The 13037-nt window shown below is 65.0% G+C and carries 10 protein-coding genes and 2 pseudogenes; 6 read left to right on the forward strand and 6 right to left on the reverse strand.

Translation table 11 applies throughout. The features are described 5' to 3' along the window. Positions 1-42 precede the first annotated feature (42 nt). The 4 genes and pseudogenes from ACNJYB_RS28070 to ACNJYB_RS28085 all read left to right on the forward strand — a co-directional run. Positions 43-816, forward strand: a complete 774-nt coding sequence (locus ACNJYB_RS28070) for an ABC transporter permease (protein WP_439375663.1) — start codon at positions 43-45, stop codon at positions 814-816. Further along, positions 813-1598 carry an ABC transporter ATP-binding protein gene (locus tag ACNJYB_RS28075; RefSeq protein WP_439369771.1) on the forward strand — a complete coding sequence of 262 codons (786 nt, stop codon included), beginning with the start codon at positions 813-815 and terminating at the stop codon, positions 1596-1598. The genes ACNJYB_RS28070 and ACNJYB_RS28075 overlap by 4 nt, the downstream gene beginning before the upstream one ends. After that, the gene (locus ACNJYB_RS28080; protein WP_439369772.1) at positions 1591-2823 is read left to right on the forward strand and encodes a Zn-dependent hydrolase; all 1233 of its coding nucleotides are present in this window, start codon (positions 1591-1593) and stop codon (positions 2821-2823) included. Before ACNJYB_RS28075 ends, ACNJYB_RS28080 begins: the two co-directional genes overlap by 8 nt. A gap of 160 nt (positions 2824-2983) precedes the next feature. Further along, positions 2984-3834: pseudogene (locus ACNJYB_RS28085) on the forward strand (catalase); the annotation flags it as partial. 20 nt (positions 3835-3854) lie between these two features. On the opposite strand, the gene ACNJYB_RS28090 reads toward ACNJYB_RS28085, so the two are convergent. Then, positions 3855-4787 carry a helix-turn-helix domain-containing protein gene (locus ACNJYB_RS28090; RefSeq protein ID WP_439369774.1) on the reverse strand — a complete coding sequence of 311 codons (933 nt, stop codon included), beginning with the start codon at positions 4785-4787 and terminating at the stop codon, positions 3855-3857. A 546-nt stretch (positions 4788-5333) separates the two neighbouring features. Here ACNJYB_RS28090 and ACNJYB_RS28095 point away from each other — a divergent pair. Continuing rightward, on the forward strand, positions 5334-5597 hold the full coding sequence (locus ACNJYB_RS28095; RefSeq protein ID WP_439369775.1) for a hypothetical protein: 264 nt from the start codon (positions 5334-5336) through the stop codon (positions 5595-5597). Positions 5598-6094: 497 nt separating this feature from the next. Here the strand turns inward: ACNJYB_RS28095 and ACNJYB_RS28100 are convergent, their stop codons facing one another. Continuing rightward, entirely contained in the window at positions 6095-7084 is a 990-nt protein-coding gene (locus ACNJYB_RS28100; protein ID WP_439375664.1) for a Bug family tripartite tricarboxylate transporter substrate binding protein, read from the reverse strand. 293 nt (positions 7085-7377) lie between these two features. Between ACNJYB_RS28100 and ACNJYB_RS28105 the strand changes: the two genes are divergently transcribed. Next, positions 7378-10212, forward strand: coding sequence for an ATP-binding protein (locus ACNJYB_RS28105; RefSeq protein WP_439369776.1), 2835 nt, complete (start codon positions 7378-7380; stop codon positions 10210-10212). A gap of 6 nt (positions 10213-10218) precedes the next feature. Here ACNJYB_RS28105 and msrA read toward each other — a convergent pair whose 3' ends face one another. From msrA to ACNJYB_RS28125, 4 genes and pseudogenes are all read right to left on the reverse strand, one after another. Continuing rightward, entirely contained in the window at positions 10219-10734 is a 516-nt protein-coding gene (msrA, locus tag ACNJYB_RS28110; protein WP_439369777.1) for a peptide-methionine (S)-S-oxide reductase MsrA, read from the reverse strand. Between the two features lie 139 nt (positions 10735-10873). Next, positions 10874-11296 carry an OsmC family protein gene (locus ACNJYB_RS28115; RefSeq protein ID WP_439369778.1) on the reverse strand — a complete coding sequence of 141 codons (423 nt, stop codon included), beginning with the start codon at positions 11294-11296 and terminating at the stop codon, positions 10874-10876. An 85-nt stretch (positions 11297-11381) separates the two neighbouring features. Continuing rightward, complete coding sequence (locus ACNJYB_RS28120; protein WP_439369780.1) at positions 11382-12071, reverse strand: VOC family protein; 690 nt, start codon at positions 12069-12071, stop codon at positions 11382-11384. A 34-nt stretch (positions 12072-12105) separates the two neighbouring features. Further along, positions 12106-12772 (reverse strand): annotated as a pseudogene (locus ACNJYB_RS28125) (sensor histidine kinase). Positions 12773-13037 lie beyond the last annotated feature (265 nt).

A 13037-nucleotide genomic window follows, 5' to 3' on the forward strand; every position in this document is an offset into this window, starting at 1 on the left:
AGGCGGGACCGGCCCTGATCGACCACCTGGATAGACAGTTTGATGCGTCCCCTGGATCCCGTGACATCGAGGCAGCGCTTGGCCTTTGGCCTCGCGTTCTTCGTGCTGTTCGTTGCCCTCTGGTCCTGGGCGACCTTCGGCGGCCATGTGTCGAAGACCTTTCTCGCCAACCCGCTGACCATGGTGCAGGAAGGTTATGACTTGCTCGCCAGGCAGGGCTTCCTGTTCGACATCGGCATGACGATCTGGCGCGTCGTCGGCGGCTTTGCGCTCGCGGCGATCATCGCAGTGCCGCTCGGCGTGCTGATGGGGGCCTACAAGCCGGTCGAAGCGTTCCTCGAACCTTTCGTGTCCTTTGCGCGCTATCTGCCCGCCTCCGCCTTCATCCCGCTTCTGATCCTGTGGGCCGGCATCGGCGAGTTGCAGAAGCTGCTCGTCATCTTCATCGGCTCGGTGTTCCAGGTCATCCTGATGGTTGCGGTGACCGTCGGCGCCACGCGGCGCGACCTGGTCGAGGCGGCCTACACGCTGGGCGCCAAGGACCGCGGCATCATCCGCCGCGTGTTGCTGCCCTCCTCCGCTCCCGAGATTGCGGAGATCCTCCGGTTGGTGCTGGGCTGGGCGTGGACCTATGTCATCGTCGCCGAGCTGATCGGCTCGTCCTCGGGCATCGGCCACATGATCACCGACAGCCAGGCCCTGCTCAACACGGGCCAGATCATCTTCGGCATCATCGTGATCGGACTTATCGGCCTCGTCTCCGACTTCCTGTTCAAGGCGTTCAACGCCTGGCTGTTTCCGTGGAAGCTCGCATGACCCTTCTCAAGATCGAACAGGTCTCGCGCACCTTCCCCGCACGCCACGGCAACGCGCCGACCAGGGCGCTGGAGCCGACCGACCTCACCATCGGCAACAACGACTTCGTCACCATCCTCGGCCCGTCAGGCTGCGGCAAGTCCACGCTGCTGCGCATCGTTGCGGGCCTCGACCGTCCAACCGGCGGACGCGTCACGCTCGACGGGCGCGAGGTGACCGGCCCCGGCGCCGACCGCGGCATGGTGTTCCAGTCCTACACGCTGTTTCCCTGGCTGACCGTGCGCGAGAACATCGCCTTTGGCCTGCGCGAGCGCGGCGCATCCGAGGCGGAGCGAAACAAGATCGCAGATGCCTTCATCCGCCAGGTCGGATTGTCCGGCTTCGAGAACCATTGGCCCAAGCAGCTCTCCGGTGGCATGCAGCAGCGCACGGCGATCGCACGCGCGCTCGCCAATGATCCGAAAATCCTGCTGCTTGACGAGCCCTTCGGCGCGCTGGACAATCAGACCCGCGCCCTGATGCAGGAGATGCTGCTCGGGATCTGGGAGCGCGACCAGAAGACGGTGCTGTTCGTGACCCACGACATCGAAGAGGCGATCTTCCTCGGCAGCCGCGTCATCGTCATGAGCGCACGTCCCGGCCGCATCAAGGCCGAGATTACCGTGGACCTGCCGCATCCGCGCTCGTACAAGATCAAGACCACGCCCGAATTCGTGCAGCTCAAGGAGCGGCTGGTCGAGGAGATCCGCACCGAGGCGTTGAAGGTTGCCGAACATGCCTGATACTCAGCCCCGCGCCGACGGGAATCGCGTCCTGGCCGACCTCAATGCGCTGCGCGCCATCGGCGCCTACAAGACCGGCGTGCACAAGCCGACCTTTTCCGAGCCGCACAGGCAATCGCTGGATTGGCTGGTACGAAAACTGCCCGACGCTGACCTGTCCGCAACGATCGACGGCATCGGCAACGTCTATGGTACCAGCACGAAGCCCGGGCCGAAGCTGCTGGCGGGCTCGCATCTGGAGAGCCAGAACTACGCCGGCTGGCTCGATGGCCCGCTCGGCGTGATCTATGCGCTCGAAGCCGCCCGCGTGCTCAATGCCGATCCCTCCGTGAAGGGCGCCGTCGAAGTCGCGGCCTGGTGCGACGAGGAAGGACATTTTGGCAGCTTCCTCGGCTCGCGCTCCTATGTGGGACAAGTGACGGAGGCTGAAATCGACGCCGCGCGCGATCGCACCAGCGGGCGCGCCATGCGCGATGCCCTCGCCGAGATGGGTCTGTCGGGGCGCGCGCGTGTCGCCGTCGAGCCGCGCCGGCACGTCGGGTATCTGGAGGCGCATATCGAGCAAGGCGACACGCTCGAAAGCGGCCATCTTGCGATTGGCGTCGTGACCTCGATCGTCGGCATCTGGCAATACCGAATCAATTTCAGCGGCGAGCAGAACCACGCCGGCACCACCCGCATGGCCGTTCGGAAGGACGCCGGTCTCGCGCTGGCGAAGTTCTGCGTCGCGATCGACGAACGTTTTCCTGATAGCTGCGGTCCGCGCACGGTCTGGACGACCGGCCGCATCACGCTCGAGCCGGGCGCGCCGAGTATCATTCCGGGCGGTGCCGAAATGCTGTTCCAGATCCGCGACGATAATCCGGCGGTCATCGAACGGCTGGAGCAGTTGCTGCGCTCGATGGCGGACGAGGCCAGTGCCAAGGGCCCCTGCACTGTCAACGTGGAGAAAATCCGCACCGGCGCACCTGCCATGATGAACGCAGGTATTCAGGACGCGATCGAAGCTGCGAGCAAGGCCGTTGCCGGCGGCCGATCCATCCGCATGCCCAGCGGCGCCGGCCACGATGCGCAGATGCTCGCGACCGTCATGCCGGCCGGCATGCTGTTCGTGCCGTCGATCGGCGGCATCAGTCATCACTGGACCGAGAACACGGCCGATGCTGATATCATCACCGGCGCGCAGGTCTTCGTCGATGCCTGCCGGCGCATCTTGAGCGGCTAGCCGGAGACAGTCCTCCGCATCGCGCCGACAGAACGGCAACCGATCACATTCGTTCCACCTTGCACGCGCTTTGAGCGGGATCGTGCAAGGCACGATCGGTTTGGGCAAGACACCGTTTCGCGCACCACCTAGCCTGCCCGCCCAACGCGAGAAGGCTCACATGTCCAATGTCCCCGCCGCAACGCCCGCATCCATCGTCGACGCCCTCAAAGCCGTCGCCGGCACCCCGCCAAAGGTCCGCGCCAGCTTCGCCAACGGCACGAAACCATCGCGCGTGCTGGCACGCTTCTCGGTCGGCGGCGGCAATCCCGCCGTCGCCGACACCAACAATCTCGTGCTGCGCGGCTTCAGCTTCAAGCTCGGCGCCTACGATCACCGCTCGGATATCCTCGCCAAGAGCGCGCCCGTGCATTTTGCGCGAACGCTCGATCAGATGCTGGCTTTCCTCAAAGCGCGCATCCCGGGGCCGGATGGCACCCTGATATGGCGAAGGTGAAGGCTTTCTCGGCGGCCAACCCTGAGACGCTCAACCAGGCGAACTATATCGCCGCGCGTGCGCTACCCGGAAGTTTTGCCGGCACGACTTATTGGGGCGTACACGCCTTTCCGGCCACGAACGAGCACGGCGAGACGCGCTTCATCAAGCTCAAGGTCGTTCCGGCCGGCGGCGAGATCACGCTGAGCGAGGACGAAGCCAAGGCAAAGCCGGCCGACTTCCTGCACGACGATCTCGGCAAGCGGATCGCCGCAGGCACTGTCCGCTTCAACGTGATGGCGCTGCTAGATCGGCCCGGCGATCCCACCCTGGACGTCACCATGCGCTGGCCCGATGAAGATGATCGCGAGTTAGTGCGCCTCGGCACGATCGTGATCACCGGCTTCGAGCCCAACCAGGCCTGCGACGGCTCCATCTTCAACCCAGCCAATCTCTCCGATGGCATCGGTCCCCCGCCCGACGAGATCTTTGCGGCGCGGCGCGCCGCCTACACCATCTCTCTCGCGAAACGCCGCTGGGGACGGAGGCGTCGGCTTCATGCCTCGCTGCCGGAAGTGCCGGGCGCCTCGCGGCGCCACGCTGCGGGACTAACGCCGGCGATCGAGGAGAACACGCGTGTGAAGTGGCTCTGGTTGGCGAAGCCGGCCGAGATCGCGATCTCCGACAGCGGCAGGTCGCGGACGCCCATCAACTGCTTGGCTGCCTTGACGCGCTGATGCAGCAGCCATTGGTGCGGCGGCATGCCGACCGAGATTCGAAATGCGCGCGAGAAATGGCTGACCGAGAGATCGAGCTCGGCCGCAACCTCCTGCAGCGAGAGCTTGCCGCCGAGGTCCGACTCCAGCCACTCGCACGCGCGCTTCGCCTGCCAGGGCGCAAGACCGCCGCGCGCGGGCGCGGACTTACGCTGCAGCCCGCCATAGGCCCGGGCGACGTGGGCGGTGAGCCCGAGCATCATGTGGTCGATGAAGAGCTGATTGGCCTCGTCCGGCCTGCGCAGCCCTTCCTGCAGTGACGCGCCGATGTGGCGGATGATTCCGTCATCATGCCCGACACCGACCTCGCAGTCGAGATCATCGACCCGCGGTACATGACTCTGATCGGCGATGCTGTCGAGCGCCGAGCGTGGAATATAGAAGAACAGCGAATGGAACGGCTTGTCGATCACGTAGCGCGGATCGCGCTTGAGGTCATAGAGGTAGGTCGTACCGGCGCGAACGTCTGCCTTCGCGACGGATTTGCCGCGCTCCCAGAGCTCGCAATCCGGGTAATCGTGCAGCTTCAGGCTGACCAGGAAGGCATCCTCCGCGGCCAGAGAGCCGGACAGGCCGCGCTCCGGATGGTCGTTTCGGGTCTCGGTGACCGCGAGCTCGGCACTACGCAGCGAGCGAGCGACCAGCACGGGCGGCGCGTCCTTCAAGCGCAGGAATTGCCCGAGCCTCTTTCCGTAGGCGCCTGCCTGTGTCATCGGCTAGTCCTTCTGTGGCAGTCCAAGCGCAGGCCACAGCGTCCTGCAATTCTGCGGCGCATTATCCGACATCCGCCAATGTCTGTCCACGCGGGCGTACGCGAGGCTCGTCAGATTTTCACAAATGCACGACAACGGCGCAAACGTCGCATTCTAGTTCAAATCACAGACACGCCTTCGGAGGTGAGTTTGACCGGGTTATGAAGGGGAAGCTCAAGGCACCGACTTTGATCCGGTCGGAAAGTTATTTTGAAGCGCCGCCCGGTTTCGTTTCTGGGCGGCGTTTTCTTCGCGTTTCGCTTGACGTTCCGACTTCTCCATCTGCCCGAGAAAATGGTCCCGAAGGAACAAAACGCTCTGCTTGCTTGCGATGTTCTCTCTTGGAAATCTGTTTTGTATAGCTGCCATACCCGTAGCGATGACAGACATCCCGGATTTCACATCGCTATTCGGCAATAGCTCAGGCTGTTTGGCGCATCGCGGAAAAACCCGAACCTGTGCTACAGTCAGCAGATGCGACTGAATGCCAGTTGAGGGCCAAACGTCATGTGGAACTGGATGTTGCTGGGACTGGAAACCAACCGCGTAATCGGACTGCGGATCACGAAGCTGATGCGAGGCGGCAAAGCGGCGCAACGCGAAGCCCAGCGCATGGTCACTGAAAAGATGTTTGCTGCGGCGAAGGCCGGTACAAGCCTGATGGCCGGAGCCTCCGCAGACAAGATTGTTGCGCAGTATCGAAGGAAGGTGGCGGCCAACGCCAAACGGCTCAGCCGCGAACAAACACGCCGCAAGCGAAAATCGCGCTGATCCTTCGACGGCGGGGCTTCCTTGCTCTGCTGCTTGACCGCCCACAGCCGGTGGGCTTCGTGCTCCTGGGGATCATGCACTCACGACTCTTCGCGGCGCTCGCGGCATCCCTCACGCCGATCTTGGCGCCTTTCCATGCCAGCGGGACAAGGTGATCCGCGCACGTCGCATGCTCAACGAGGCGCAGGTCTTGACAATCATTCCGGTATCGAGGACCACGCGACGCCCCTTGCGCCGAGGCCGGTTCGGGTCGAGCTCGACCCTCGCGACGCACTTGGCGCGCGTCGGCCGTGACGCGCGCCACGTGCGGCGAGGAGGCACACCGGGGACGGCAGATACGACCGGCCAGCATCGTCACCCGCGGCGTGACCAAAGCGCGATGAGATTGGGATGAATCGTCATCGCCCTCTAGGTTATTGCTTGAGCGTGATCCTTTCGGAAAACCGCTTCACACTTTTCGCTAACCCTGTCCTCCGGGTCCCGATCATGCTGTGATCTCAAAACCTCTCCAGCCCGATCGATTTGATCATGCCCGCCAGGCTCGCCGACGTCGCCTCGACGAGGCGCTGGAATTCGGCCGGCTTCGAATCGCTGTCCGGCTCCATACCCTCGGCACGGTAATTGGCCTGCATCGCCTCGTCCGCCATCGCCATGCGCGACGCCTGCGCGATCCGGTCGATGATCGCATCCTCGGTCTGCCGGGGTGCGAACAGGCCGAACCAGCCGTCATAGCGGAGTTCAGGCATGCCGGATTCGATGGCGGTCGGGATATCGGGAGCCACGCTCAGCCGCTTCGCGGTGGCGACCGCGATCATCCGGATCTTGCCGGCCTCCCGCCACTGCTGCAATTGCGCCGACATCACGGCAATGATGAGGGGGATCTGGCCGGCGAGGAGGTCGTTGCTGGCCTGCGCGATGCCCCGATACGGGACATGGACGATGTCGAGCCCGCCCGCCTGCAGCTTGAAGGCTTCACCGACGAGATGATTTCCGCTGCCGTTACCAGGTGTCCCGTAGGACAGCTTTCCCGGATTGGCCTTCGCGTAGGCAATCAGCTCCCGCAGATTTGTGACGGGCACCGCCGGATGGACGACGAAAACCAGCGCGCTGGTGATGAGGCGGCAGATGGCGCGGAAATCGTCCATCGCATAGGATGGATTTTTCGCTAGCAGCGGAATGGCCGCCTGCGTGCTGTCGTTTCCGAGCAGCAGCGAGTAACCGTCGGGCTTCTCGCGCGCGACCGCTCCTGTCCCGATCGCGCCGCCCGCACCGGTGATGTTTTCGATGAAGACGGGTCCAAGCAGCGACGACATCTTCTCCGCCCAGGGACGCCCGATCTGGTCGCCGGATCCGCCTGCTCCATAGGGAATGACCAGGCGAATGGGACGGGAGGGATAACCGGCGCCGTGCCCGATGCGCGGAATCGCCGCAAGCGCGGCTGCGCCCGACAATGCATGGACGATCTGTCGCCGCGAGAAGGAAGACATGCCCGAATTCCGGAAGCGGTTGGTTACGGACCGAGACGAGACCGGATACCGGATCCCATCGCAGCAACCGGCGACCGAGGTCAATGCTCCGTCTGGACTAGGCGGTGGCGTCACCGCCATGTCGTGTGCTCTAACCCGCTACTTTTAAAACAATATTTCGGAAGACGGCCGACCCACGCGGCCCATGCAGGGCTGCCGGCCCTGCCCACTGCTTTCGGCCAGTTTACTGTACGGTCCGTTCTGATAGACCACGAAGAAATACCTTCTGACTCCCGTCGCGGGGGCAATGGCGCGTGCCAGATCGTAGCGAAGACTCGTCCATTTCATTTGGGCCATTTCGACTGTTTCCCAGGTCCCGGCTCTTGGAGAAGGAGGGCGTGCCGCTCCATGTGGGCGGCCGCGCGCTCGACATCCTCATTTTCCTGGCCGAGCGGCCTGGTGAAGTCGTCGACAAGAGAGAGCTCGTCAAGCGCATCTGGGCCGACGTCAATGTCGACGAGGGCAGCCTGCGCTTCCATGTCGCAGCGCTGCGCAAAGCGCTCGGCGATACCGGCAAGTCGGCACGCTACGTCGTCAATGTGCCCGGCCGCGGCTATTGTTTCGTCGCCTCGCTCGCCCCGCCGGCCGCGCCCGCCGCGCAGCCGACCATCGACATCCTGCCTCCCCGCGCGCTTCCCGCGCCGATCTCGAAGATGGTCGGACGGGAGGAGGTCGTCGAAAAGATATCGAACGGACTCTCGCTCCATCGCTTCATGACGCTGGTCGGCCCGGGCGGCATCGGCAAGACCGCCGTCGCCATCGCCGTCGGGCACCGCCGCTCGCCCGATTTGCCCGGGCGCGTCTTCTTCGTCGATTTCGGCCCGCTCCGGGATGCCACCCACGTCGCAACCACCATTGCCTCCGCGCTCGGCCTGACCATCAGCGCGGAGGATCCGACGCCGGCCCTGCTGACGTTCCTCAAGGTTGGGCCGGCCCTGCTGATCCTCGACAGCTGCGAGCACGTGCTGGACAATCTGGCCCCGCTGGTCGAGCACATCGTGCGCGAGGCGCCGCAGCTTCGCGTTCTCGCAACCACCCGCGAATCGTTCCGCAGCGAAGGCGAGCGCATCTTCCGGCTGTTCCCGCTGGATTGTCCGCCCGAGCGCGAAGGGCTCGCTGTCGCCGAGGTCCTCGCCTATCCCGCCGCCCAGCTCTTCGTCGAGCGCATCGCGCAGAGCTCCGGCCCGTTCCAGCTCGGTGCGGAGGAAGCGCCTCTGGTCGCGAGCATCTGCCGGCGCCTCGACGGCATTGCGCTCGCGATCGAGCTCGCGGCGGGGCGGGTCAATGCCTACGGCATCGCCGGCACCGCCTCGCTGCTCGACAGCCGCTTCTCGCTGCAATGGCGCGGCCGGCGCACGGCCGTGCCGCGGCACCAGACGCTCGCCGCCGCGCTCGACTGGAGCTACGACCTGCTGCCTGAGGCCGAGAGCGCGACCCTGCGCCGGCTCTCCGTATTCGCCGGGCCTTTCGCGCCGGAGGCGGCTGCCGCGATTGCATCCGGTGACGGCCTCAGCGCATCGGAAACGCTGGAGGCCATCGACAGCCTGGTCACCAAGTCGCTGATCTCGCCGTGCGGTGCGCGGACGTTGCGCTATCGCCTGCTCGACACCACGCGGGCCTACGCGCACGGAAAGCTCAGCGCGCTCGGCGAAACCAGGCAGTTCGCACGCCGCCATGCCGAGTATTTTCGCGATCTCTTCGCGCATGCGGAGGCCGACACATCGACACCGCTGCCCGAATGGCTCGGCATCTATGGTGCGGAGCTGGATAATGTGCGCACAGCGCTCGACTGGGCTTTCGCGCCCGAGGGCGACACCGAGCTGGGAATCGCGCTGACGGCGGCCGCGGTCACGCTGTGGGTGCGGCTTTCCCTGTTCGCCGAATGCCGCGAACGAAGCAAGACCGCACTCGCGGCGCTCGGCGACGCCGGCGAAGACCGTATCCGCATGCAGCTCCTGTCGGCACTCGGCTGGTCGCTGATGTATGGCGAGGGCCGCGCGCGCGAGGCGCGCCCGATCCTGGAGACGACGCTCGAGCTCGCCGACAGGCTCGACGACAAGGATTTCCGGCTGCGCGCTCTCTGGGGCCTGTGCATCGATCAGTTCAACAACGGACAGTTCGGCAAGGCCCGTGCATTCGCCGATCGCTTTGCGGACGCGGCGGCGAACTCTCCCGACAGGACCGACGTGATGCTGGGCGACCGGCTGACGGCCGTCGCGCTACATTATCTCGGCGAACAGAACGACGCGCGGCTGCGCATCGACCGGGTGCACGCGTCGCTGCATGTGCTGGCGGAGAAGCCCAAGATCTTCCCGCTCGATCTGAGAATATCCACGCAATATTTCCGCGCGCGCATCCTGTGGCTGCAGGGCCTTGCCGACCAGGCGCAGGCGCTCGCCGCCAGAAACATCGAGGAGGGCCGCGCCAACGGTCACGCCCTGACCTTCTGCAGCGTGCTGGGACAGGCCGCCTGCCCGATCGCCTTCTGGGCCGGCGATTTCGACGCTGCGGAACGCCACGGCACCGAGCTGCTCGATCACACCGAGCGGCACGCGATCCGGCTGTGGGGATTGTGGGCGCGGGCCTTCAATGCGGCGGTGATCGCCAGGCGCGGCAACGTCGCGAGCGGCCTGCCGCTGCTGCGCGAGGAGCTCAACCGCGCCGGCGATGCGCGCTTCCTGCCGCGCTTCCTTCCACTACTTGGCGAGCTTGCGGCGTGCTTTGGCGGGGCCGACCAGGTCGACCGCGGCCTCGACGTGATCGAGGACGTCTTGACCCGCTGCCACGACCGGCAGGAGCTCTGGTATCTGCCGGAGCTGACCCGCATCAAGGGAGAACTGATGCACCGGAGCGCAAAGCATTCGGGCGACGCGGAAGCGCATTTTCGCGAGGCCATGGGCATCGCAGTCCAGCAGGGCGCACGTTTCTGGGAGCTGCGCTGCGCGACCAGCCTCGCGCGGCTGATGGGCGCGACCGGCCGGAACACGGACGCTCTGGCCGTTCTGGAGAACGCCGCCGGATCATTGACGGAGGGTGCCGAGATCGCCGACATGCGCAGCGCGCGCGAACTGATCGCGCAGTTGCGCTGAGACGCTCTACCTTCCCACGGCAGCCGCGCGACGCGGCAGCTTCCAGTCGGGCCGGATGAAGTGACAGGTGTAGCCGTCGGGATATCGCTCGAGATAGTCCTGATGCTCGGGTTCAGCTTCCCAGAACTCGGCTGCGGGCGCGACCTCGGTCACCACCTTGCCGGGCCACAGGCCGGACGCATCGAGGTCGGCGATGGTGTCTTCGGCAATCCGCTTCTGCTCGCCGCTGGTATAGAAGATCGCGGAACGGTAGCTCGTGCCGAGATCATTGCCCTGACGGTTGAGCGTGGTGGGATCGTGGATCTGGAAGAAGAACTCCAGCATGGTCCGGAAGCTGGTCTTCGCCGGATCAAAGATGATCTCGATCGCTTCGGCGTGGCCTTCATGATTGCGATAGGTGGCGTTCTTGACCGTGCCACCGGTGTAGCCGACCCGGGTGGAGATCACGCCCGGCTGCTTGCGGATGAGATCCTGCATGCCCCAGAAGCAGCCTCCGGCCAAAACTGCGCGCTCAGTCGTCATCTGATGCTCCCAATTGATCGCTCTGTCGGTTCTGCGCCTGCCGCATCATAGGCTCTCGGACGCCCGGCCGAAAGCCACGCATCTCACGCCTGTCCACCCGGTTCCTAGAACCGGACGGACCCAAATTGAAAACTCGCCTCTAGCCCAGTTTGGCGTCGAGCGTGATCGCGGCGTTGAGCACCTTCGACACCGGGCAATTCTTCTCGGCCTCACCGGCGATTCGGGCAAAGGCGGCATCGTCGAGGTTCGGCACTTTTGCGCGCAAGGTGAGCGCCGACTTGCTGATCTTGAAGCCCTTGCCCTCGGGCTCGAGCGTGACGGCGGCTTCCGTCGAGAGTTCGTCCGGCGTGAAACCCGCCATCTGCAGGCCGAAGGCGAGCGCCATGGTGAAGCAGCCGGCATGGGCTGCTGCGATCAACTCTTCGGGATTGGTGCCCTTCTCGTTCTCGAAGCGGGTCTTGAACGAATAGGGAGTCCCGGCAAGCACGCCGGATTCGCTCGACAGCTGGCCTGTGCCATCGCGACCGGTGCCCTTCCAGACTGCCGTTGCCTTGCGGATCATCTCACTTCTCCTCGCTTGTTGTTGACACCGGCGCTCCGTACCGGCCGAAGGCGACATCAGCGTGACCGCCTGGCGCCAGCTCGCTTCAGGTTGGCAGTTCCTGGCCGGCCTGCTCGCGCACGATGTAGTCGGCATACCAATCCGCCCAGTTGTCGTCGTGACCGCCGGTACGCTTCTCGTGCTCGCCATGTGCCACCGAGGCGCGGCGCAGCGCCGCGGCGAGATCAGTTTGCGATGCGAATGTCGTGTCGTCTGCCGCGATGCGTCCGGGCAACCGTGTCGTGACCTCCTGGAACAGCCAACCATTGCCGTCGGGATCACTGAACGAGGCGAATGAGCTGTAGCTGCCGCGCTTCGGGTCAGCGCCGCTGACGCGAACTCTGCCGAACAGATACGGCTCATCGGGCCCGGCATGAACATCACCGGCACCGTGGAAGGGCTCGCTGACGGCAATGCCACGCTCGAGCAGATCCTTTCGCGCGGCCGCGAGATCGGAGACGATCAGATACAGACCTCGCGCCGAGCCAGGGGCGGCCGGCGTGACGTTCCTGCCGAAGATCACGGAGCAGGCCGAGCCCGGCGGCGTGAACTGGATCACGCGCCAGTCGTCGAGTGAGGCGAAATCGGCATCCAGTCGCCAGCCGAGCCGCGCATAGAATGCCTTCGCGCGGTCGACGTCGGACACCGGAATGACGACGACTTCGAGCTTCATGTCAACGCTGCGTGATGCCGACGGCTTGGCCGCGGCATTGCGGTCGATTTCGAGTGTGGCCATGTCGAGCTCCCGTGGTGTGAGTTGAGGCAATCCTTCAGGCGGCGGTTGGCATCACGATGGTCACCCGCGTGCCGCCCTGCCCGGCTTCACCATGCAGCCGCGCATGGATGCTGCGGGCGAGCCCTTCGAGAATGCGGCTGCCGGTGCCCCGGAGCGGACCGATCGCACCAATGCCGTTGTCGGCCACCGTGCAGACCCAGGCGCCGCCGCGGCGCGCGACGTCGATGCGGATCAGCCCGCCGTTCTTGTTCGGGAAGGCGTGCTTTGCCGCGTTCGTGACCAGCTCCGTCAGCATGCGCGAGCCGATGACAGCGTGAGGCCGGCAGCACGCCGCCTTCGATTGCGGCTTCGCAGCGGATGCCCGCCGGCTCCAGCACCGCCTCGGAAAGCGCCCCGCACAGATTTTCGAAGAAAGGCCCGACGGAGACCGTCGACGGATCGTCGTTGCAGCACAGCAGCTGATAGAGCCTGCCAAAGGCAACGACGCGCCGCTCGAACCGGTCCACCGCCAGCGAGACGTCCCTCGTGCCGGTCCGTGCGAGGTCGCGGCGGACTGACGCACCCAGCAGCGTCAGCGTGTTCTTCATGCGATGGTGGGACTCGCGCAGCACGAGCTCCCAATCGCGCGACTGATCGTCGAGACCTGCGGCGAATTGAGATCGAACGGCACTCCCGTTCGGCATCGAGCCGATGGTGGACATGACAGGCTCCCGCTGCAATGAGACCTCACTCGAAAGCTATACTGAATGCGCCGCCTGCGATTTGCTCGTTAGACTTTGCAAGATTCTGTTATGATCGGCGGCGTCACAATCCGGCAGCGGAGACCGCCGTCGCGACGGTCAAGCACACTGACGAATTGTCGCGGCCCGCGTCGTAAGCCGCTCGCGTTTATGCAGAATTTGCGGGTGTCATTCCCCGGGCGCTCCGGCGATCGCCACGCGATTTCGCCACTTTCGACCGGTTTAC

Origin of the sequence: Bradyrhizobium sp. SMVTL-02 (genome assembly GCF_051853005.1) — a bacterium.
In the GTDB taxonomy this organism is placed as follows: Bacteria; Pseudomonadota; Alphaproteobacteria; order Rhizobiales; family Xanthobacteraceae; genus Bradyrhizobium.

What these genes read in the sequence shown, in the direction of transcription:
- ACNJYB_RS28075 (WP_439369771.1), top strand. Translation starts at nt 813, where the DNA reads ATGACCCTTCTCAAGATCGAACAGGTCTCGCGCACCTTCCCCGCACGC.
- ACNJYB_RS28115 (WP_439369778.1), bottom strand. Translation starts at nt 11,296, where the DNA reads ATGATCCGCAAGGCAACGGCAGTCTGGAAGGGCACCGGTCGCGATGGC.
- ACNJYB_RS28120 (WP_439369780.1), bottom strand. Translation starts at nt 12,071, where the DNA reads ATGGCCACACTCGAAATCGACCGCAATGCCGCGGCCAAGCCGTCGGCA.
- ACNJYB_RS28080 (WP_439369772.1), top strand. Translation starts at nt 1,591, where the DNA reads ATGCCTGATACTCAGCCCCGCGCCGACGGGAATCGCGTCCTGGCCGAC.
- ACNJYB_RS28070 (WP_439375663.1), top strand. Translation starts at nt 43, where the DNA reads ATGCGTCCCCTGGATCCCGTGACATCGAGGCAGCGCTTGGCCTTTGGC.
- ACNJYB_RS28100 (WP_439375664.1), bottom strand. Translation starts at nt 7,084, where the DNA reads ATGTCTTCCTTCTCGCGGCGACAGATCGTCCATGCATTGTCGGGCGCA.
- msrA (WP_439369777.1), bottom strand. Translation starts at nt 10,734, where the DNA reads ATGACGACTGAGCGCGCAGTTTTGGCCGGAGGCTGCTTCTGGGGCATG.
- ACNJYB_RS28090 (WP_439369774.1), bottom strand. Translation starts at nt 4,787, where the DNA reads ATGACACAGGCAGGCGCCTACGGAAAGAGGCTCGGGCAATTCCTGCGC.
- ACNJYB_RS28095 (WP_439369775.1), top strand. Translation starts at nt 5,334, where the DNA reads ATGTGGAACTGGATGTTGCTGGGACTGGAAACCAACCGCGTAATCGGA.